The sequence below is a fragment of the Bacteroides sp. MSK.20.12 genome, from assembly GCF_019052435.1.
In the GTDB taxonomy this organism is placed as follows: Bacteria; Bacteroidota; Bacteroidia; order Bacteroidales; family Bacteroidaceae; genus Bacteroides; species Bacteroides xylanisolvens.
The window spans coordinates 77,108-98,588 of the sequence record NZ_JAHQVH010000009.1 but is presented as its reverse complement, the minus strand read 5'-3'; the positions used below and the strand labels follow the sequence as shown (position 1 = coordinate 98,588).

Genomic DNA, 21,481 nt, shown 5'->3' with positions numbered 1-21,481 from the left:
TTTTCCCGGAATCCTTATCTCTCATTTTATCATTATTCTTTTATATTCTCCTTATACCCTCTAAGGCACTATATCGTAAATGGTCTGATCGTTATTCTTGAAAATGGTTTGTTCAATCAATTTTCCAACATGAACGATGCTGTCAATATCCGCATTGACTTTCAGGCTTAGAACCGGAGCAAATTTCACATGATCGTAATCTATGGGCGTGTTGTTATAGGTCGTTTCGATAATTGGGTAATTATGCTCTTTGGCAAACTGCTTCAATGTATCCAGATAGGGAAGTTGGTCTTTGCTCATGGCTTCAAAATCAATGTAGAACTTTCCGTTATCTAGCATGAAATAGATACAATTCACACCATTGGCACAGATACCCGTAAAATCATATTCCGTTCGTCCTGCCTGTACGTTTTTCAGCACGCCCGACAACTTATCCATTGTAATCTGTGCGGCTACCGGAATATAAGGATTTATACTCTCACTCTGCGTAGCTCGCTTGTTTCCATATCCACATCCCAGTAAACTCAGAATAGAGGCAAGTATTCCCATCGTTATTATTTTAAAGTGTTTCATATTCAAATTACTTTTATGATTTCATCTATTTCATTGAAGTAGACTGCAAATATACGTTATGTGCTTCAATCCTATACTCTGATTTTTATCATATATATTCTGATAACGTCTGGTGGCTAATCGACCATCAGGGCGATTCATCCGCTTGTTTTCTGTATTATTTTATTTCTAAACAATATGTATGACACCAATAAACAAAGTAAAAATGGTATTGTAGTATCATACAAGCACATTGTTCCAGAAAATAAAATCATCAAAATAGGGATAAGAAAAAATGATAGAGAACTATACAGTATACTGTTTCTAACTCTTGCAAAGCAGTTCAAGAACAAAGTGATTGCTCCGATAGATAATGCCAAAATTCCCAAAATTGACCAAGCCAATGCCATGCCTCTATAAGAAGTATCCATATCTGGTACAGGTTTTATGTTTTGAGTCCTTAGCCAAAGAATACCCGTGGTACACAATAGACTAATACATAATATTCCAAACCATATTTTCAATAAGAGTTTGATTATATAGTATTTCTGTTTCATTTTTCGTTTATTTATTATCAAGTTAATGTCCGGTGGCAGCATTTTAATTCAAGCTATCTTTCATCATTATTCGTAGTTGTTTTTGTGTAGGTAATGTTTTCCATCCTTTATCTGGTGCTTTTAGAGTAAACCAAGATGGTACGCTGTCTAATATAAGATGTCGGTCGGGGGCTTTGGCTAAGAATGTTACAAAGTAACGGGTTCCGATTGGAGTGTTTTTACTCTCGGCAAATGATATAAAAAAACTTCCTTCATATAAAGTCTTATTATATATAAATTCATATTTTGCACTTTGCCCTCTATAAGCAGAACCGTATTTGACAAGAGTTACGATAGAATATATGCCATCTTTTCTTACATTGTTATTTCTAATTGTTGAGACAGCATACAATAGAATGAATACTACAATAGGGATTATAAATTTTAAAATCTTGGTTTGCTTAATCATATTTATTGCTATTCTATATACTTTCATTTTTTTACTCTGTTGGTAATGTTCGGCAAATAATCGAATATTAAGGTGCTTTATCTGTTTGTTAGCAATCTATTTCATTTCCATTTAATGATTCTATATCTCCTAATGCTTTATATTCCCTGTCCAAATCTTCTTTTGTGAATAGGTAATAGTTATCCTCAAATCTTGGCATATCATAGCCTTTTACAAAAGATAAGAAAGAGAATATTTTTGCATCTATATCTATACCTTGATTACCCTTGTTGTCCAAAGTAAATAATAGATTATCAGCTTTCATCGAAACTCTATTTCTAATGCCTTCTACATTATATTCTTCGTTATCAGGTAACTCTTTAAGTATCTGATAGAAGTTTATTATCTGTTGTTTTACTTTCATTCTTAATTTGATTAGTGATATGCTAATGCTTGACAGCGTGCCGCTTTAAGCGGTATGCTGTTTGTTAGTAACCCATTTCACCATTCTTCAAAGTTCTCTTCTATAAAAACTTCAAGTGATGAAGCTAAAATTTCATTCTCTCCATTATCATGATAAAATATTAGCACTTCTCCTTTAGGATTAATCATAATTGGATTTCCTGCTCCATCATCTGCAACAGCATAGTTTTCTGAAGTTTCCGCATGAACTTCTCTCAAAGATTGAGTATAACCTACAACAGTTTCATTACCTTCAAAAGCAAAAATTTCAATGTCTGCCCAAGCACGACCAAAGTGTTTGATAAAATCAATATAGTCAGAACTAAACTTTACATTCAACACTTTTTCGGCTTGTTCTATTTGTTCGTCCGTAGCGGGAGTACCACGCATTTTATGTTTATTGAGAAATGTACTCAATCGTTCTATAAGTTTTTGTTTCATATTCTTCGCTATTTTTATGGTTACTAATGTCCGGCAGCGTTCCGCTTATTCAGTCGGTTAGCTATGTGTTATCGGTATCCAAATATTTTTATAATTAGTTTTTCATTATCAATATCATATTCAAATTTCCCAATCTTTTCAATTAAATCTTTCATTCTGGATAATTCGTTTATTGATTCAAAGGGGATAATGACATATTCTATATTCTTAGTCCTTATTGCCCCAGCTATGCCATCTGCTGTGTATTTCCCATTCCCAAGATAATCTGCAAGAAGTATATGCCAAAGAGTATCACACACAAGATCTTTTGCAAGGACTTCACTTGCAATGTACTTAATATCTGATTCTGCAATAGCTTTTAGTAACTTAGACCATTTGGCATTGCTCATATAACTACTTTTTAAAGTTACTGCTCTTTTAGTCATTTTATCATAGTTCTTCATCTATAATATGAAATTGGATTATTCTCATTATTTTAATACCGATAATGGCTGGCGAATAACTGATTGTTAGGGCAGTTCATTCGCTTGTTAGCAATAACTTATTATAATCCAAAATACCATTCCAAAAAAGAATTGAAGTCTTTCCATTGTGGAGACAACTTTCCATTCTGAAAATTGATTAGTTTCTCTCCCAATTCAATTTCAAGAACTTCTCCTGTATTACGGTTATAGAAAAAACCGCCTTCACCTTCAAAGCTATCAAGAGGTAAGTATTCGGAGGGAATGCCTAACACTGCTTGCCTTTCTATACCATAACTTAAATCATTAGAGTAAATTTTAAACCAACACACATTATAGATTTCGCCACATTGTCCTCGAAATGTTATTTCGGTAGTATTTAGATTAAACAGTGCAAAATCACTATTTAAATCAATTCCTAAATCAATCAAAGCCTTTTTATATGCTTTATCTTCTTTTTCTGAATATACACCTTGTTTATTCAAATAGTCTATCACTTTATTACTTAGCATGATTTGATGATATTTTATTTGTTTTACTTTATTGCTAATGTCAGTGGCTAACCGACTTTTTGGGGCGGTTAAGCCATTTGTTAATCGTTTTACAAAACCTCTAAGTCATTTATTTTTATCTTATTCTCATTTTTGAAACAAGAAAGCGAAAGAGTGAGGTCGCTTTGACCTTCTTCTTCACTCCATAGAGGAATGTATATATCTACCTGTTTATCGGAAATTTGATAGGACAATGCCAAATCAAACGCTTTTACAGGTAGAGGTATAATTGTACAACCGTATTCCTCTATAACTCGCCGTATATCTTGAATAGGCACACTATTAGCCAACATTAGATTATTTACGGCTTGATAGTCTTTACGGACTAAACAATATATAAATTCTTGTATTCGTTTTTTATATTCTTCTATACTTGCCATTGTTTTTAGCGATTAATGTTTGGCAGCGTTCCGCTTATTCAGTCGGTCTGCTGTTTGTTATCGGTTTTTAATATTATAGTGGCTACTTTTTTATTGCCTGCATATACATCTACGGATTCTATGGTATTTAAAACTTCATGAGGTGCATGATCAACCAGAAAAGCGACCAAGCAATCACTTACATATTTATCAGGCTCAAGAATAAACATTTTAATGCTCCATGCTGAAGGCTCCACTTGCGGTAAAACTGTAACAGCATAACACAACTCATAAGTCGGCAGATTTTTCAATCCGCCTTCTTCTGGTTTGAGCCAATATATTACTCCTTCCTTTTCCATTTTATTAAACCGATAATGTTTGGCGGATAATTGATCATTAGGGCAATTCATCTGTTTGTTACCGATAGATTAACTTCCCTAAAAATTTTCCTGATAGAACTCCTGTATTCTTCTCCATCAGGGACGATTTTTATGATTAAATAATCATCTGTTTTATCACTTTTTAGAAAATGCAAATTAACTCCATTGCTCAAGAATAAAACCTTTTCCTCTTGGTCTGATACTTCACCGACAATTTTTAGGCTATTCATGTATTCTGATTTTTCAAGCTCTTTAGCGTAAAACAATCCTAATCTATGTACATACTTGGGGAAATTTCTTAATAACCCGATATTGAAATTTAAAGAATCGTGTACATAATAATGATCTTTATTATCATATACAATCTCAAAAGTTGTCACTTTGTTTATGTTTATCGAAATAATTATTGAATCAGACTCAGGCGTTGTCCATATTTCTGTTGCCATCTTTTTAAATTCATTTATTTTAAAATCGGCATATGGATTAATATGTTTAATGCCACCTGACAACAAGTAGTCTTTAATTGTAATATCTAACGTTTTATCTTTCAAATTCATTTTTATTATTTTATGGCATTATTGGTAATGGGTTGCAGCTTGCCGCCGTTAGGCGGAGCAGGTGCATGTTATAAGCTAAATTTCGTATTCAATCTTGTAATCTTCATATACATTGAATACCGTTTCACAATCAGATAAAATACTTTCAAACAAAGGTTTGACCTCACTATTCCAATCCAACTTACCCAAACCTGCACCTATTTTCGGGAGCGACACAGTTTTGATACCTCTGCTTTCGCACACTTTTTTCAAGCGTTTCAAACCTTTATTCAGATATGTGAGTTCCGCATGATACATATCGGGTTGTGTAGCGATGTAAATTATACCTGGAGAGAAACCTTTGATTTCTCCTATAAACACATCGCCAGCTTGAAATTTAGTGTTTCGTGTGTACTTCTTAAAGAGTTTTTGGATTTCAGGGGATTGACTTGATAGCTTAAAGGCAAGCCCAGTTCCTAATCCTTCTTGTGAGCCAACAGCTACACCTTGTGCTATGTACTCATCTTTACTCTGTAATATATCTCCCGAAATGTATTTTATCATATTGTTTCCGTTTTTCTGTTGCTTATAATGTCCGGCGGATAATCAACCCTTATGGAGATTAATCCGCTTGTTATCCACCACTATTTAATAAGAGCTATTTAACATTTTGATATTAAGATTGGAAAATAGTTCTTCATTTTCAACTACCCAAACATCTTCAAGAGGACAATCAATATATCCCCACTCATGCCAATTTCCTACAAGCCATTTAGTGCTCACTGCATAAGTTTCATAATTAGCATCTGAAGGTAATTTGTGCAATATCATACCTGCATAATATCCTGATATAGTCCATAATTGATATGCTTGCACGCCTATTTGCTCCGCTACCATAAAATATAAGGTATCTTCATAAGGGTATTTACCCTTACATTTTAGGATTGCTCCTCTTGAAAGATATTCTGTATAATTAATTAATTTAACCATTTTATTTTTTTATTCTTGGTGAATAATGGGGTTCAACTAACTGCGTTTAGCAGTTAAGGTGATTGTTACAAGCGTGATTAGCTTTCAGTTTCTGAATATTTAAGAAATTCCTTAAAGTAATCCATAAATGAATCATATAATTTTACAGGTTTACTCATATGGGGGGTATCATCTTCCCAATATACATCAGCTCCCCAAATAGAAGAATCTTTCAGATTATTACCAACTGGAATTTTATATAAAATGAGATATTCTCCTACCTCATAACTTAAAACGATCCAATCCATAGATAATTGAAATTGTTTTTGAATTTCCTTGGTTAATTCAATTATAGGATATGAAATAATTTCTGAATCTTTCGCTATTCCCGAAATGCAAACATCACTCCAGTTACACATTCCGCATTGAGATAAAAAAGTTTTGTATTGCAATGGGAAAGATATGCCTAATTCCTGTTCTGCATATTCTATTTCTTGTTCTGTTGCACCATCCCAATGAACAAAGCCTTCTTTATCTTCTATTAATTTCAAATATTCCATATTTATTAATTTGCTTGTAACGTTATGCTAACAGCGGTCATTTAATGTTTCGCTGTTGTTTTTATATTCTTTATTTCATCAGGCATATTATCTATATTATATGACTACCTATAAGTTGTCTCCTTGTCTATCCAATTACAATATTTGATAAATTTACACTATATGCTATAATTTCTTATTCTGACTTTTAATGTTTTGTTTATCAGTAAATTATATTCATATTGTTTTGCTGTATATAATTATGCCTCTAAAAATACGGTTTTATCTAATTATTCACAAAGGAATCTGTTAGTTTTTTCCTCTATCCTATACAATTTCATCCTTTGGCAGCCAATAACTTGCTTTACACTTATGAAAGCCAGTTCGGTGTAGTAGAGACAATGGCGCGTATCGAATAAACATTGAAAAATATGGGAATCCCAGTATTTGCGAAATTCGACCACGGCAAGAATGCTCAAGATGTGATGGCGACAGAATATGGGCTTGATAAAGAATCGGTGATTGGAAAGATGCAGAAGTTGCTGGAAAAGATTGTTATTCAATCGGCCAGCGTTTATTAAACAAGAAATATAAAACAAGATACTTTATATTTTAAATCATATAGAGATTGTCCCCTTTTCCGAAAAAAAAGTTTGAGTTACGCAAAAAGACTGCGCATCACTGCATCTATCTTTGTCGAAGAAACAAGAAAACAGGTCAAGTACGGGTTACTTCAACACACTCTTTTAGGTAGAATATACCAGTACGATTATCCGTTTTTCCTGTTTCGCAAAGGGGCAGTAGCTCAGTGGGTAGTTACGGTCGTCGGTTCGACTCCGGCCTGTTCTACCTCTTTTTTATAAACTAAGGTCAAGGAAGACTTACTTCAAAACCGCAGGAATGCACCATTGATTCACAGTCTTCCGATTACCTTACTTAAAAAATACAACGTATGAAAAAAGATTTGTTGAAAGTATCTATCAGGCAACATGCAATTTATTTGCCAGCGATAGAAGGAACAGAAAAGCGCGAAGCATTGACTTCGACTACTGTAACATTGGTTGCTCAACTTCGAAAAGTGGGATATAGCTTATCCGAAGAGTTGCTGCATGCTGTCAATCAGTTGTATCCGGCACAACAGGTGGAGATTCTTCAGGTGATGAAAGAAGTATTGGGTGTGTCACTCAACTGGGCTCCATTGGTGAAAGGCTGGGATACACCTACCGGAGAAACACGTTTGGATCATTGGATTACATGGCTTGCTAATATGTTCAATAGTAAGAAAGGTGTGAAACTATCTTGCGGACACGTGATTCCTGATAATACATTCCCCTTGGAACGATACAACGGTTGTCCGTTCTGCGGAACTCCGTTTGAAACGGCATCTACAGAATATTTCGGACAAGCCAGTAAACTGAAAGTGTTGGAACTTTGGCAGGAAAAAGAGCTGAATGTTTTCTTTGGTGACTTGCTGGAATCACGTACGGCTCTTGATGCAACACAAGCGGACAGCTTGAAAATCTTGCTGGCTGAACTTCCGTTGCCGGCAGTCGGAATCAAGATGAAAGAAACTCTGATGCTGGTGATCGACACACTGGTAGAGCAGGATAGGGCACAGGAAGCGCAGATTTATTTCTCTGCTCCGAATGATATATTGCGTTATTTGTGGTATAAGAAAACCGGATTCTTACAAATCATAGAGCCTAAGACCCTCATTCGTAAAGCGGGTAGAAACAATGCACATCTGTGCAATGCTTTGGATAAAAGCCGTTCGGCTGCCCAGGCAAAGCGGGAAGAATTAAAACTGAAATATACCCGTCGCGAGTGTAAAATGGTGGCTCTTTGGTTGAACAATTTGGCGATGACACCGGAGAAGTCTTGTGAAATGATGCATTCGAAAAGGGAAATGTGGGTACGTATGATACGTGCATTGCGTTTGGCGGAATATGCTCGTAAACCGGGATTCGAAAATTTGAAAGAGTTGATGGACGTATTCTACTGTCAGGCATATACAGTTTGGCAGGGAGAAGTGGAACGTAGCCGTTTGAAAGCAGATGCGGCACAGACATTCGCTTTGTTGAAGCAACGTCCGGGTATGTTTGCACGTTCCTTGTTTGCCAATATGCTTTGGTTCGGTCCGGAAGAAACGTTGGCGGCATTTAAAGAAGTCGTTCATTTGTTGCCGGCTCGTTTGGTGGTCACTTTGGGTATGTATGCGGAGAGTTACTTTGAGCAAGGACATAAGAGAATGGTGAAACCTTTGGGTGGTAATGCGCTTTTGATAGAGCCTCACTATTTGGTGAGTCTTTATATGGAAGACCAGCTTAAAGAGATGGTGAAAGAGGTACAGGATTTGTGTAAAGAGGTTGTTGCTACCCGCTTTGCCAATGCGGGTGCCGGAAGTGGAAGCGCAAGTATGTATATTGATCCTATGTTGTTTCATATTCCATTGTCTATCGGTGACCGTAGCGAAACGGTTCAGGATACTTCCTGTGCCTTGCAGGGTACACGTTTCCCGGTGGAAGGAGATAAAGTTCGATTGTTTATGCAATGGGGAAAGGGACTTCCGGCACAGCATTTGGATATGGACTTGAGCTGTCATATCGCTTTGCCCTCAACGACAGAAGTATGTTCCTACTTCAATCTGAAAGCTATTGGTGCTAAACATAGCGGAGATATCCGAAGCATCCCCGACAAGAAAGGTACTGCCGAGTATATCGAATTGGATTTGAATGATTTGAGCCGTGTAGGTGCGCAATATGTTGCTTTCACCTGCAATGCGTATAGCAATGGGGCTATCTCTCCTAATCTGGTGGTAGGTTGGATGAACTCCGCTTACCCGATGAAAATATCGGAGAGAAACGGAGTGGCTTATGACCCTTCTTGTGTTCAGCATCAGGTGCGAGTTTCTCAAAGCGTGCAGAAAGGACTTGTTTTCGGAGTCCTGAAAGTGAAGGAACGGGAAGTGGTATGGTTGGAAATTCCTTTCGGCGGACAGACGGTTCTTTCTTTGGATACACAGACTATTGAAAAGTATCTGGATAAACTGGAAGCCAAAACCACTGTGGGCGAACTGTTGGCAATCAAAGCACAAGCACAGGGTTTGAAGTTGGCTGATACACCGGAAGCCGATGAAGTATATACCCGTGAATGGGCATTGAATACGGCTGCTGTGACTAAGTTGCTGTTGGGTGATTAATTTCTAGCGGTTAACTGAATCTTTTCTTCCTAATATTTATAAGTTGTATTGCGATAAAGTATATCTTTGTATGCAATAAACTAATCGTCTGACTATAGTTACTTTTTCGTCTAACTATAGTCAGACGAAAGAATAACTATAGTTAGATGCAAGTTACACTATAGTCAGACGAATAAATATATGCTAGCCAAGAACTAATGATTGGTATAAGAGAGATTAAATATCAGGCAAGAAAATGATAAATGATAATCAATAAAATATAGCTGCTTATGAGTGCGTATTATGATTTGTATGAGACACCGGACGTTCAGAATACCGGCGAGAAGCAACCCCTTCATGCGCGGATAGTTCCGAGCGGGACTTATTCCCAAAAAGAGTTTATAGAACGTGTGTCACGTTATCAACATTTTCCCCAGAATATGGTTGACGGGGTGTTGGGGGCTGTAATAGATGAACTTGGTAGTCTCTTGGCGCGTGGCTATATTGTGGAGCTTGGAGAGCTGGGACATCTTAGTGTCTCTTTGAAATGCACTCAGAAGGTAATGACTAAAAAAGAAATCCGTTCTGAATCTATCTGTTTTGACAATGTACACCTGCGTACTTCCAAAAATTTTAAATTGAAGGTAAGACGGGAAATGAGACTTGAACGTGTTCCCAAATCGGGACGTACTGTCAGTAAAACGGAGATACCTATTGAACAACGTCTTCAAATGTTACAGGAGTTTTTGAAGAAGAATGGAGGAATCACCCGCATAGAATACAGCAGACTGACAGGAGTAGCCCGGCTGAAAGCTGTTGATGATTTGAATACTTTTATTCAGGAGGGAAAACTGCGTAAGAGAGGGGCGGGAAGGAATGTGTTTTATGTATGGAAACAGGAAGAATAATATTATAATAAGTAATTGTCCTTCTTTTTGCTAACAATTTTGTACCTTTGTTTGTATATAGAGAAAATAGTAAGATTATGGCAAGAATAACTATTCCTTATGCAGTAGCGGATTTCATAGATTTGCGTGAACGTGGTTTTTATTATGTTGATAAGACTGATTATATTCCTAAATTAGAGGATTATAATGCTCCTGTATTTCTCCGTCCCCGTCGTTTTGGAAAAAGTTTGTTGGTTTCTACATTAGCTTGCTATTATGACCGTACAAAAGCGCATCGGTTTGAAGAACTGTTTGGGGGAACCTGGATAGGTAACCATCCGACAAAAGAGCATAACAGTTATATGATTATTCGCTACGATTTTTCGAAAATGGTAATGGCGGATACTATTGAAGGATTGGCTCAAAACTTTAATGATTTGAACTGTGGTCCGGTAGATGTGATGGTAGAGCATAACAGAGATTTGTTCGGTGATTTTCAGTTTACTACTCGGGGAGACGCTTCCAAAATGTTGGAAGAAGTTCTTAATTATGCCCGTTCTCATGAATTTCCAAAAGTTTATCTATTGATTGATGAATATGATAACTTCACTAATCAGTTGCTTACAGCATACAACGATCCGCTTTATGAGGAAGTGACGACGAATGACAGTTTTTTTGCGTACTTTCTTTAAAGTGATAAAAGCCGGAATAGGTGAGGGGAGTATCCGTACCTGTTTCTGTACAGGTGTATTACCTGTTACGATGGATGATTTGACCAGTGGATATAATATAGCAGAGATATTGACTCTTGAACCTAATTTTCTGAATATGCTCGGGTTTACATACGAAGAGACAGAGACATATCTGCGTTATGTACTTGATAAATACTCCACAGGACAAGAACGTTTTGATGAAATCTGGCAGCTAATTGTAAGTAACTATGATGGTTATCGTTTCCGTCCCAATGGTGACCGGTTGTTCAATGCTACTATCTTGACTTATTTCTTCAAGAAGTTTGCGGCCAATGCCGGTAGTATTCCCGACGAACTGGTGGATGAAAATCTACGTACCGATATTAATTGGATTCGTCGGCTTACCCTTTCACTGGATAACGCGAAAGCGATGTTGGATGCATTGATTATTGATGATGAGTTGCCTTATAATTTCTCTGACCTCTCAAAGAAGCTTGATAAACAGAGAGTTTTTGATATAAGATTTTATCCTATTATTTTATTCTTTTATGGAGTGATAACTTTAAAAGATAAATATTATATGGCTTTTCCTGATAAAATAATGCGTAATATTCTATTGGCATAGTTGTGTATATCTCCATTTTGGCATTGAAAGAGATTAAAATCGAATAGGGTGTGTTATTGATTCTTTTTGATCGTTCACGATAACACATATTAAGCCTGATAATTTGCACCTTCTCTTTCATACATCTATATTTGTCCTCGCTATTCTATATTATCAATAGAGGGAGAATGTATCAAAAGAGAGACATAAAGGTAATAGCGTGGGTGTTGTTGATGACATTCATTCCCTTCTTTGTGGTGAAAACCTTTCACTATCATGGAAGTGAAGATGAGACATCATGTTCCCATGCAAAACATTCCCATAATCCTTCTGATGATTGTGCGATATGTAAATACTCCCTTTCTCTTTTTACGGAACCTCAACCGGTAGAATTTCATTGTACATTGACGCTCGTCCCATACGAGCCGGTTATTTATCAGGATAAGGTTGTTTGCAAACGAACTTATTCGCATCACTTACGCGGACCTCCCGTCGCTTGATTACATAATCATATTTTCAAAGGAGATAGATTGACCTTCAATCTGTCCTCCTATTCATTTTACACATTATATAAAAGATTGTAATTGATGCGTATCGGAATTATTTCGGGCGTAATAGGGTTATTTGTAACCTTATCCGTCCATGCACAGAAATCCGATTCAATCAAGAGTATGCTTTTGCCTGATGTTGTGGTGACCGAAACGTACCAACAACGTCAAGCTAAAAAGTCTGCCCTTACGGTTGATGTAGCAGATCAGGATTTTCTGCGCAAACATTTTACAGGAAACTTCATGCAAGCGATGGAGAACATTTCCGGAGTACAAGCAATGGATATTGGTTCTGGATTCTCCAAACCGATGATTCGCGGAATGGGATTCAACCGGATTGCCGTATTGGAAAACGGAATCAAGCAGGAAGGACAACAATGGGGAGCCGATCACGGTTTAGAATTGGATGCCTTCAATATAGGAGCGGTCAATGTTTTGAAAGGCCCCTCCTCATTGCTTTATGGCAGTGATGCGATGGGAGGAGTGATAGATGTTGTTCCACCGGCCGTGCCTGTGGATAATCGGGTGTTTGGAGATGTCACACTGCTTGGTAAATCAGTCAATGGAACCGTCGGAGGATCACTGATGCTGGGAATCAGGAAAAATGCATGGTACTCTCACATTCGTTATTCGGAACAGCACTTCGGCGACTATCATATTCCTACGGATTCTATTGTCTACCTGACACAGAGAATCCCCATCTATGGGCGTAAACTGAAGAATACAGCAGGCATTGAACGCAATATCGGACTCTTTACCCAATATCAGCGAAGGGCATATAGAGCGAATTTCTCCGTGAGTAATGTCTATCAAAAGACAGGTTTCTTCCCCGGAGCGCATGGCATACCCGATGCGTCCCGTGTGGAAGATGATGGAGATAGCCGTAATATCGAATTGCCTTATAGCAAAGTGAATCACCTGAAGGTGACCATCCATCAGCAATATGCGTGGGAGAAACTGATCTTGTCAGGTGATTTGGGTTTCCAGAACAATCACCGTGAAGAATGGAGTGCTTTCCATACTCACTATGGCTCGCAACCCGCACCAGAGAAAGACCCCGACAAAGAACTCGCATTTAATCTGAACACCTTCAGTGCTTCAGTGAAAGCTCGTTTTATCGGATCTTCTTCATGGGAACATACATTGGGGTGGGATGGACAGCATCAACGGAATAACATTGCCGGCTATTCGTTTTTATTGCCCGAATATCACCGTTCCACCACCGGAATGCTCTGGCTTACAACGTACAGACCTAACAATGTGCTCTCCGTCAGCGGAGGAGCTCGGTATGACTACGGATACATAAATATTTCTTCGCATGAAGATGTTTACCTTGCCGATTATCTTCAAAAACAGGGATATACCCAGGAACAGATAGACCTTTATAAGTGGAACAGTCACCAGGTGAAAAAACACTATGGTGATTATTCTCTTTCTCTGGGATTGGTATGGACTCCCTCCGACAAGCATCTGGTAAAGGTGAATATCGGGCGTAGTTTCCGCCTGCCCGGTGCGAATGAGTTGGCTGCCAACGGAGTACATCACGGCACTTTCCGCCATGAACAGGGAGATGCCAATTTAAAATCGGAACAGGGCTGGCAACTGGACGCTTCTTATCATCTGAAGTACCGGAGAATTTCTTTCTCCGTCTCTCCATTTGTCAGTTGGTTCAGCAATTACATCTTTCTGCGTCCTACCGGAGAGTGGTCTGTATTGCCTCATGCCGGACAAATCTATCGCTATACCGGAGCGGAAGCACTGTTCGCAGGAACTGAAGCTACCGTAGATGTTGATTTTCTGCGTAACTTCAATTATCGGATTTCCGCTGAATACGTTTACACCTATAATTGTGATGAACATATTCCATTGAGTTTCTCGCCGCCACCTGTTATGCGCAATACATTAACCTGGCAAAAGAACCGGTATATGTTGTATGCAGAATGGCAGAGCATTGCTCGGCAAAATAGAGTGGACCGTAACGAAGACCGTACAGCCGGAGCAAATCTCTTCCATTTGGGCGGATCTTTAAACATTCCGATAGGTGGAAATAATGAAATTGAAATTACCCTGACCGCCCGGAATATATTCAATACCCGATATTACAATCATCTTAGTTTTTACAGGAAAGTTGAGATTCCCGAACCGGGACGTAACTTCCAGATATTAATCAAAGTTCCATTTAAAAAATTACTGAAATGAAAAATAAATTTTATCTCCCAATGGTTAGCCTTTTGGCAACAGTTACTTTCATGTTTTCCTCTTGTGATAATGATGACTCCAGCGATACGATCAAACCTTTGATTGAACTTCATGAACCGGAAGAAGGTCAGGCATTGGAGATCGGAAACGAACATGGAGTTCATTTTGAGATGGATTTGTCGGATGATGTTATGCTGAAATCCTATAAGATCGAAATTCATAGCAATTTCGACCATCATTCACACGGCGGTAATAGTAGGGCTGTGCAGGAAACAGTAGATTTTAGTTTTAACAGATCGTATGATGTGTCAGGACAGAAAACAGCACATATTCATCATCACGATATTGTAATACCAGCCAATGCGACTGCAGGGGATTATCATTTGATGGTTTATTGCACAGATGCCGCAGGCAACGAATCTTATATCGCGCGCAATATTAAATTGAGCAATGAGGTGGAAGATGAAGACCACCATCATAATGAATAGACAACTATATAAAGGAACTGGAATATCTGTTGGCTACAGGACGATAGATAGGCTGTTTTTTGTATAAAGAGTATTTTTTCTTTCGAAAGGTGTAATAGATATTACACCTTTTTTGTTTCCAATCCTTTACTTTTGTGAAAAATTCTATTTCGTATGATGAAGTTTCCAATAATAAATCGATTCTTTCCTTCTTTTAAATGGAAAGTAGCGGCTGTCATCATTGGCGGTGTTATTGTGGGTGGAGGGGCATTGTTTATGTACATGCTCCGGGCGCATACCTATCTTGGAGATGACCCAGCTGCCTGTGTGAACTGTCACATTATGACTCCTTACTATGCAACTTGGTTTCATAGCTCACATGCCCGGAATGCCACCTGCAATGATTGTCATGTGCCGCATGAAAATGCTGTGAAAAAATGGACCTTTAAAGGGATGGACGGAATGAAACACGTAGCTGCATTTCTTACCAAAAGCGAGCCGCAGGTGATTCAGGCTCATGAAGCCAGTTCCGAAGTGATAATGAATAATTGTATTCGCTGTCATACGCAACTCAATACGGAATTTGTGAAGACGGGGAAGATTGATTATATGATGTCACAAGTAGGAGAGGGGAAGGCTTGCTGGGATTGCCATCGTGATGTTCCTCATGGTGGAAAAAACTCTCTGTCCGGCACTCCGGGAGCTATTGTTCCTCTTCCGGAATCGCCCGTTCCCGAATGGCTCCGGAAGATGGTGAATCAGAAAGATAAATAGGAAATGAAATACGTAATAAAATAATAAAACCGATATACAATGGAAAAGAAATTAAAATCATGGCAAGGATGGCTGTTGTTCGGAGGTTCAATGGTCGTTGTATTTGTTTTGGGATTATGCGTTTCTGCGTTGATGGAACGGAGGGCGGAAGTTGCCAGCATTTTCAACAACCGTAAAAACGTCATCAAGGGGATTGAAGCGCGAAATGAACTATTCAAGGATGATTTCCCCCGTGAATATCAAACTTGGACGGAAACTGCAAAGACTGACTTTGAAAGCGAATTTAATGGGAATATAGCTGTGGATGCCTTGGAAAAACGTCCTGAAATGGTGATTCTATGGGCGGGATACGCTTTCTCTAAAGATTATTCTACTCCACGGGGGCACATGCATGCTATTGAGGATATTACGGCATCGTTACGTACCGGTGCACCTGTGAACCCGACGGATGGTCCGCAACCGTCTACTTGCTGGACTTGTAAAAGTCCGGATGTTCCCCGTATGATGGAAGCATTGGGTGTCGATTCTTTCTATAATAATAAATGGGGAGCTATGGGGGCCGAAATCGTAAATCCGATTGGCTGCTCTGATTGCCACGACCCGGAAACAATGAATCTTCATATCAGCCGTCCGGCTTTGATTGAAGCTTTCCAACGCCAAGGTAAAGACATCACCAAAGCTACTCCGCAAGAAATGCGTTCATTGGTCTGTGCGCAATGTCACGTTGAATATTTCTTCAAAGGTGATGGCAAATACCTGACTTTCCCTTGGGATAAAGGTTTCACGGTAGAAGATATGGAGGCTTATTATGATGAGGCCGGGTTCTATGATTATATCCATAAATTGAGTCGTACTCCGATTCTGAAAGCACAGCATCCTGATTATGAGATTGCTCAAATGGGTATTCATGGGCAAAGAGGTGTTTCTTGTGCCGATTGCCACATGCCGTATAAGAGTGAAGGCGGTGTGAAATTCAGCGATCACCACATTCAGAGTCCGTTGGCTATGATTGATCGTACCTGCCAGGTTTGCCATCGTGAGAGCGAAGAGACTTTGCGCAATAACGTTTACGAACGACAACGCAAAGCGAACGAAATCCGCAACCGCTTGGAACAGGAATTGGCGAAAGCGCATATCGAAGCTAAATTTGCCTGGGATAATGGAGCGACAGAAGCTCAAATGAAAGATGTTCTCGCATTGATTCGTCAGGCACAATGGCGTTGGGATTTCGGAGTGGCTTCACACGGCGGCTCTTTCCATGCACCACAGGAAATTCAGAGAATCCTTTCTCACGGACTTGACCGTGCTATGCAAGCCCGTCTTGCTGTATCCAAAGTATTGGCGAAGAACGGATACACTGGTGATGTTCCGATGCCGGACATCTCGACGAAGGCAAAGGCACAGGAATATATCGGCTTGGATATGGACGCTGAAAGAGCAGCGAAAGAGAAATTCCTGAAAATAACCGTTCCCGCCTGGTTGGAGAAAGCAAAAGAAAATGGACGTTTGGCGCAGATATAAAACAAATATAAGCATAGATATATATGTGGAGCAAACCGTGGAGTTATAAAGAAGGGTTGGCGATTGGCGCAGGATTACTGATAATAGGCATATTGCTGCAAATGACAGTGGGTGCTATTAACTGGGATTTGTTTGCCTGTCCGGTCAACGTGATTGTGCTGCTGGTTTATATCGTTGCCTTGATAGCCATGCACCTTCTTCGTAAACGTGTGTATTTATTCAGTTGGTTAAGCCATTATTCCGCTGCTGTCTCGTCTCTATTGTGGGTGGTCGGCATGACGGTGGTGATGGGACTGATCCGGCAGGCTCCTTTCGGTCATGCTTCGACCGATCTGTTAGGATTTTCGCAGATGATTGCCTCCTGGCCTTTTGTTCTGCTCTACTTCTGGATGGTCACTATATTGGGACTGACGATTCTTCGTGCAGGTTTCTCCTTGAAGGTCAGCCGGATTTCTTTTCTTCTGAATCATATCGGATTGTTTATTGCATTGATAACAGCCACTTTAGGAAATGCCGATATGCAAAGGTTGAAAATGACTACCCGGATGGGGAGTGCCGAATGGCGGGCTACTGACGATAAAGGTCAACTGATTGAACTTCCATTGGCTATCGAACTGAAGGATTTTACTATCGACGAATATCCTCCAAAACTGATGCTGATTGACAACGAAACCGGGCGTACGCTTCCCGAAAAATCTCCTGAACATGTATTGCTGGAAGAGGGAGTGATAAAGGGAACATTGCAGGACTGGCAATTGACAATCGAACAATCTATCCCGATGGCAGCTTCTGTGGCTACTGAAGATACCTTGAAGTTTACAGAATTTCATTCGATGGGAGCAACTTATGCTGTTTATCTGAAAGCAGTCAATCAGAAGAATCAAACAATAAAAGAAGGCTGGGTAAGCTGTGGCAGTTTTCTTTTTCCTTATAAGGCAATCCGACTGGATTCTTTAACCAGTCTTGTGATGCCGGAACGGGAACCGCAGCGATTTGCATCGGAAGTGAAAATTTACACACAAGAAGGAACGATAACGGAAGGTACCATTGAAGTGAACCGTCCGATGGAGATAGAAGGATGGAAAATCTATCAACTTAGCTACGATGAGACAAAAGGACGATGGAGTGATGTCAGTGTCTTCGAACTGGTTCGCGATCCGTGGCTACCGTTCGTTTACGCAGGAATTATAATGATGATGGCAGGAGCTGTCTGCTTGTTCGTCAGTGCACAAAAGAGAAAAGAGGAGGACAAAGCATGAATTGGGAGTACTTTATATTATTTGCAATAGCTGCACTGGTTTGTTGGGCTTTAGGAGCTTTTGCTGCCTGGAAAAGAACAAAACCGGGATGGGCTTATGGATTTACTTTCTTAGGGTTGGCTATTTTTTTCAGCTTCATTATCGGAATGTGGATTTCATTGGAACGCCCTCCGATGCGGACCATGGGGGAGACCCGGCTGTGGTATTCTTTCTTCCTTCCGTTGGCGGGATTGATAACCTACGTACGTTGGAAGTATAAATGGATTCTTAGTTTCAGTTGCATCCTTTCGTTCGTCTTTATCTGTATCAATATCTTCAAACCGGAGATTCACAATAAAACGTTGATGCCCGCTTTGCAAAGTCCGTGGTTTGCTCCTCATGTCATTGTGTATATGTTTGCTTACGCTATGTTGGGAGCGGCGACGGTGATGGCTGTCTATCTGCTTTGGTTCAAGAAGAAAAAGATTGAACGGAAAGAAATGGATTTGTGCGATAACCTCACTTATGTAGGTTTGGCATTTATGACATTAGGTATGCTTACAGGAGCTATCTGGGCGAAAGAAGCCTGGGGACACTACTGGGCTTGGGACCCGAAAGAAACCTGGGCAGCGGCGACTTGGTTTGCTTATCTGGCATATATCCATTTCAGATTGGGAAAGCCATTGAAGGCACGTCCGGCATTGGTTATTTTATTGGTCTCTTTTGTCTTATTACAAATGTGTTGGTATGGAATCAATTATCTTCCGTCCGCACAAGGAGTCAGTGTACATACGTATAATTTGAATTGAAATATCGAATCATTTAAACTGCACTATCAATGAAAACATTTTATTGGTCATTCTTGCTTATGCTATTGCCAAGCATGGCATACACACAAAACACGGAGAAAGAGAATGAATTTACGATGTCTATGCAAATCAGACCTCGTGCAGAGTATCGGAACGGTGCCTTGACTCCACGGGATGAAGGGGTGGCTCCTACGTCCTTCATCAATAACCGCGCACGTTTGTCGATGGATTATAAACGTTCGGATCTGGAACTGAAGATGTCGGCACAGCATGTAGGTGTCTGGGGACAGGACCCGCAGATTGAAAAGAACGGGCGTTTTATGCTGAATGAGGCTTGGGCAAAGATGAACTTTGGCGAAGGATTCTTTGCCCAACTGGGACGTCAGTCGTTGATTTATGATGATGAACGTATTTTGGGAGGATTGGACTGGAATGTAGCGGGTCGTTACCACGATGCGTTGAAGCTGGGGTATGCCAACAAAAATAATGAAGTGCATTTGATTCTTGCTTTTAATCAGAATAATGACAATAGAACAAGCGGAGGCACTTACTATGATTCTTCTACGGGACAGCCTTATAAGAATATGCAAACCGTTTGGTATCACTATAAGGCGGACAATGTTCCGTTCGGGGCTTCTTTATTGTTTATGAACTTGGGATTGGAAACGGGCGATAAAGCTACGGATGATTCTCACACCCGTTACTTACAAACAATGGGAACCTACCTCACTTATAAGAACAGTAACTGGAATCTGGATGGTGCTTTCTACTATCAGATGGGTAAGAATAAAACTGCTGATAAAGTTTCAGCTTTGATGGGAAGCATACAGGCTGCTTATACGTTTGACCATACATGGGGAGCTGTGGCTAGCTTTGATTATCTAAGTGGTGATAAGGGAAATGGCGGTAAGTACAAAGCTTTCGATCCTCTTTATGGAACTCATCATAAATTCTATGGAGCAATGGATTATTTTTATGCTTCTACCTTTGCGAACGGTTATGCCCCTGGATTGATGGATGCCCGTATCGGAGGCCGTTTCCGTGCTTCTGACAAAGTGGATATGGAACTTAATTATCACTACTTTAGCACAGCCGTAAAGGTTCAGGACTTGAAGAAATATTTAGGTTCGGAAGTCGATTATCAGATAAACTGGTCGATAATGAAAGATGTGAAACTCTCTGCCGGATATTCTTTTATGCGTGGTACGAAGACGATGGACGCTGTGAAAACCGGCAATCATAAAAGCTGGCAGGACTGGGGTTGGCTATCGTTGAATATTAATCCGAAGATATTGTTTGTGAAGTGGTAAATCCAAGGGAATAGATAGAATTTAAATAAAGAGAGAGTTTTTGAAAGTTTTGAATTTGTAAAATCATCCTTGCCACAGTATATCTGAAGTGAGGATGATTTTTTGTTTTAACCACTTCTTGATAGCTACACTCTCATTGTTACGTCTGTTGTTACGGATATTTTTCTAGATACGTCGTTACAGATACTTTTCCAAAGTTGTTTTATCTAAAATCTCGATTCGTTTTCCTTCCATGATGACGAGTCCTTCTTTCATCATCTTATTGATTTCTTTAGATAGAGCAGGGCGTGACACATTTAAATATTCGGCGAGCTGGGATTGGGTGTGCATGATATCTACTACTAACGCATCTTTTTTCTTATGTTCGTATAGATAGACAATGAACCTTTCCCGTACGGTTTTGCGTGAAAGAGGTTTCAGACGGGATACGGTACAGATGTTACAATTACCTGCGATACAAAGAAAATTATGAAGAACTTGTGGGTCCTGACTAATTACTTTGAAGGTTGAATCTTTGGTTGCCATAAGTATCACACTGTCCTCAAGAGCAGTGAAAGTAGCCGGCAAAGTATTGTTCGAATTAAAAAGATGAGGAGTGGCGAAGGTACGTGGAGCGATAATGTATTCAATCATCACCTCATTACCTAATCCGTCAATAATATCTGTACGTAGTTTTCCTTCCAAAAGTACAAATAACTTGTTGCAGGGTGTTCCTTGTGTAACGACTATCTCTTTTTTATTAGCCGCATAGATTACAAAATCCAGCTTTTCTAATAAGGATTCTTTGATGTTTAAGGGTAAATCCCTGAATAAGGGGATTTGAAACAGCTTTTCTTTATGTGAGTCGGTCAGTTGTATTTTTTTCATTGTATCATGTTGTCTGTATCACGGGCAAAGATATGAATTATATATTAGTGAAAGAAACTTTCAGAACTATTTGTAGAATAACTATATACAAGAAAGTTGTTAAAACGAATGTAAAATATAGAATCTGTAATTATGGTATCTTTCTCTGTAATT

At 39.2% G+C, this 21,481-nt stretch carries 24 protein-coding genes and 2 pseudogenes; 13 read left to right on the top strand and 13 right to left on the bottom strand.

The window, feature by feature from the left end; genetic code table 11:
- Positions 1-60 precede the first annotated feature (60 nt).
- Entirely contained in the window at positions 61-573 is a 513-nt protein-coding gene (locus KTR06_RS07240) for a hypothetical protein (RefSeq protein ID WP_049702483.1), read from the bottom strand.
- A 177-nt stretch (positions 574-750) separates the two neighbouring features.
- Between KTR06_RS07240 and KTR06_RS07235 the strand changes: the two genes are divergently transcribed.
- Complete coding sequence (locus tag KTR06_RS07235) at positions 751-972, top strand: hypothetical protein (protein WP_049702484.1); 222 nt, start codon at positions 751-753, stop codon at positions 970-972.
- Between the two features lie 180 nt (positions 973-1,152).
- Here KTR06_RS07235 and KTR06_RS07230 read toward each other — a convergent pair whose 3' ends face one another.
- From KTR06_RS07230 to KTR06_RS07180, 11 genes are all read right to left on the bottom strand, one after another.
- Positions 1,153-1,584, bottom strand: coding sequence for a hypothetical protein (locus tag KTR06_RS07230; protein WP_008643520.1), 432 nt, complete (start codon positions 1,582-1,584; stop codon positions 1,153-1,155).
- Positions 1,585-1,645: 61 nt separating this feature from the next.
- Positions 1,646-1,960 carry a hypothetical protein gene (locus KTR06_RS07225; RefSeq protein WP_008025575.1) on the bottom strand — a complete coding sequence of 105 codons (315 nt, stop codon included), beginning with the start codon at positions 1,958-1,960 and terminating at the stop codon, positions 1,646-1,648.
- 77 nt (positions 1,961-2,037) lie between these two features.
- A complete protein-coding gene (locus KTR06_RS07220) occupies positions 2,038-2,439 on the bottom strand; it encodes an SMI1/KNR4 family protein (RefSeq protein ID WP_008025573.1) in 402 nt (133 codons plus the stop codon).
- 68 nt (positions 2,440-2,507) lie between these two features.
- Positions 2,508-2,882, bottom strand: a complete 375-nt coding sequence (locus KTR06_RS07215) for a hypothetical protein (protein ID WP_032812093.1) — start codon at positions 2,880-2,882, stop codon at positions 2,508-2,510.
- Between the two features lie 101 nt (positions 2,883-2,983).
- Complete coding sequence (locus KTR06_RS07210) at positions 2,984-3,412, bottom strand: hypothetical protein (protein WP_008025569.1); 429 nt, start codon at positions 3,410-3,412, stop codon at positions 2,984-2,986.
- An 89-nt stretch (positions 3,413-3,501) separates the two neighbouring features.
- On the bottom strand, positions 3,502-3,831 hold the full coding sequence (locus KTR06_RS07205) for a hypothetical protein (RefSeq protein ID WP_008025567.1): 330 nt from the start codon (positions 3,829-3,831) through the stop codon (positions 3,502-3,504).
- A gap of 38 nt (positions 3,832-3,869) precedes the next feature.
- On the bottom strand, positions 3,870-4,169 hold the full coding sequence (locus KTR06_RS07200) for a hypothetical protein (protein ID WP_118160708.1): 300 nt from the start codon (positions 4,167-4,169) through the stop codon (positions 3,870-3,872).
- A gap of 47 nt (positions 4,170-4,216) precedes the next feature.
- Positions 4,217-4,747 (bottom strand): hypothetical protein, encoded by a 531-nt coding sequence (locus KTR06_RS07195; protein WP_008025562.1) that lies wholly within the window; start codon positions 4,745-4,747, stop codon positions 4,217-4,219.
- 75 nt (positions 4,748-4,822) lie between these two features.
- On the bottom strand, positions 4,823-5,290 hold the full coding sequence (locus KTR06_RS07190) for a macro domain-containing protein (RefSeq protein ID WP_008025559.1): 468 nt from the start codon (positions 5,288-5,290) through the stop codon (positions 4,823-4,825).
- Positions 5,291-5,374: 84 nt separating this feature from the next.
- Positions 5,375-5,716 (bottom strand): Imm45 family immunity protein, encoded by a 342-nt coding sequence (gene imm45 / locus KTR06_RS07185; RefSeq protein ID WP_008025557.1) that lies wholly within the window; start codon positions 5,714-5,716, stop codon positions 5,375-5,377.
- Between the two features lie 77 nt (positions 5,717-5,793).
- Positions 5,794-6,255 (bottom strand): SMI1/KNR4 family protein, encoded by a 462-nt coding sequence (locus KTR06_RS07180; RefSeq protein ID WP_008025556.1) that lies wholly within the window; start codon positions 6,253-6,255, stop codon positions 5,794-5,796.
- Between the two features lie 326 nt (positions 6,256-6,581).
- Here KTR06_RS07180 and KTR06_RS24730 point away from each other — a divergent pair.
- The 12 genes and pseudogenes from KTR06_RS24730 to KTR06_RS07120 form a co-directional block, all read left to right on the top strand.
- A pseudogene (locus tag KTR06_RS24730) lies at positions 6,582-6,815 on the top strand (hypothetical protein); the annotation flags it as partial.
- 371 nt (positions 6,816-7,186) lie between these two features.
- Entirely contained in the window at positions 7,187-9,433 is a 2,247-nt protein-coding gene (locus KTR06_RS07170; RefSeq protein ID WP_217290130.1) for a hypothetical protein, read from the top strand.
- 269 nt (positions 9,434-9,702) lie between these two features.
- Positions 9,703-10,320: a DsbA family protein gene (locus KTR06_RS07165; protein ID WP_004313318.1), complete on the top strand. Its 618-nt coding sequence runs from the start codon at positions 9,703-9,705 to the stop codon at positions 10,318-10,320.
- Positions 10,321-10,397: 77 nt separating this feature from the next.
- Positions 10,398-11,610, top strand: a pseudogene (locus tag KTR06_RS07160) (AAA family ATPase); the annotation flags it as partial.
- 173 nt (positions 11,611-11,783) lie between these two features.
- The gene (locus tag KTR06_RS07155) at positions 11,784-12,095 is read left to right on the top strand and encodes a hypothetical protein (RefSeq protein WP_217290129.1); all 312 of its coding nucleotides are present in this window, start codon (positions 11,784-11,786) and stop codon (positions 12,093-12,095) included.
- A gap of 87 nt (positions 12,096-12,182) precedes the next feature.
- Positions 12,183-14,342, top strand: a complete 2,160-nt coding sequence (locus KTR06_RS07150; RefSeq protein ID WP_217290128.1) for a TonB-dependent receptor — start codon at positions 12,183-12,185, stop codon at positions 14,340-14,342.
- Entirely contained in the window at positions 14,339-14,830 is a 492-nt protein-coding gene (locus tag KTR06_RS07145) for a DUF4625 domain-containing protein (protein ID WP_004313310.1), read from the top strand. Before KTR06_RS07150 ends, KTR06_RS07145 begins: the two co-directional genes overlap by 4 nt.
- A 153-nt stretch (positions 14,831-14,983) precedes the next feature.
- Positions 14,984-15,583 (top strand): cytochrome c nitrite reductase small subunit, encoded by a 600-nt coding sequence (gene nrfH, locus KTR06_RS07140; RefSeq protein ID WP_008019659.1) that lies wholly within the window; start codon positions 14,984-14,986, stop codon positions 15,581-15,583.
- Between the two features lie 39 nt (positions 15,584-15,622).
- Positions 15,623-17,104: an ammonia-forming cytochrome c nitrite reductase gene (gene nrfA, locus KTR06_RS07135; RefSeq protein WP_009039867.1), complete on the top strand. Its 1,482-nt coding sequence runs from the start codon at positions 15,623-15,625 to the stop codon at positions 17,102-17,104.
- A 23-nt stretch (positions 17,105-17,127) separates the two neighbouring features.
- Positions 17,128-18,363: a cytochrome c biogenesis protein ResB gene (locus KTR06_RS07130; RefSeq protein ID WP_217290127.1), complete on the top strand. Its 1,236-nt coding sequence runs from the start codon at positions 17,128-17,130 to the stop codon at positions 18,361-18,363.
- Positions 18,360-19,151 carry a cytochrome c biogenesis protein gene (locus KTR06_RS07125; protein WP_217290126.1) on the top strand — a complete coding sequence of 264 codons (792 nt, stop codon included), beginning with the start codon at positions 18,360-18,362 and terminating at the stop codon, positions 19,149-19,151. The genes KTR06_RS07130 and KTR06_RS07125 overlap by 4 nt, the downstream gene beginning before the upstream one ends.
- 29 nt (positions 19,152-19,180) lie before the next feature.
- Positions 19,181-20,461, top strand: coding sequence for an alginate export family protein (locus KTR06_RS07120; protein WP_049702493.1), 1,281 nt, complete (start codon positions 19,181-19,183; stop codon positions 20,459-20,461).
- 177 nt (positions 20,462-20,638) lie between these two features.
- Here the strand turns inward: KTR06_RS07120 and KTR06_RS07115 are convergent, their stop codons facing one another.
- A complete protein-coding gene (locus KTR06_RS07115; RefSeq protein ID WP_074708081.1) occupies positions 20,639-21,328 on the bottom strand; it encodes a Crp/Fnr family transcriptional regulator in 690 nt (229 codons plus the stop codon).
- Positions 21,329-21,481: the final 153 nt, after the last annotated feature.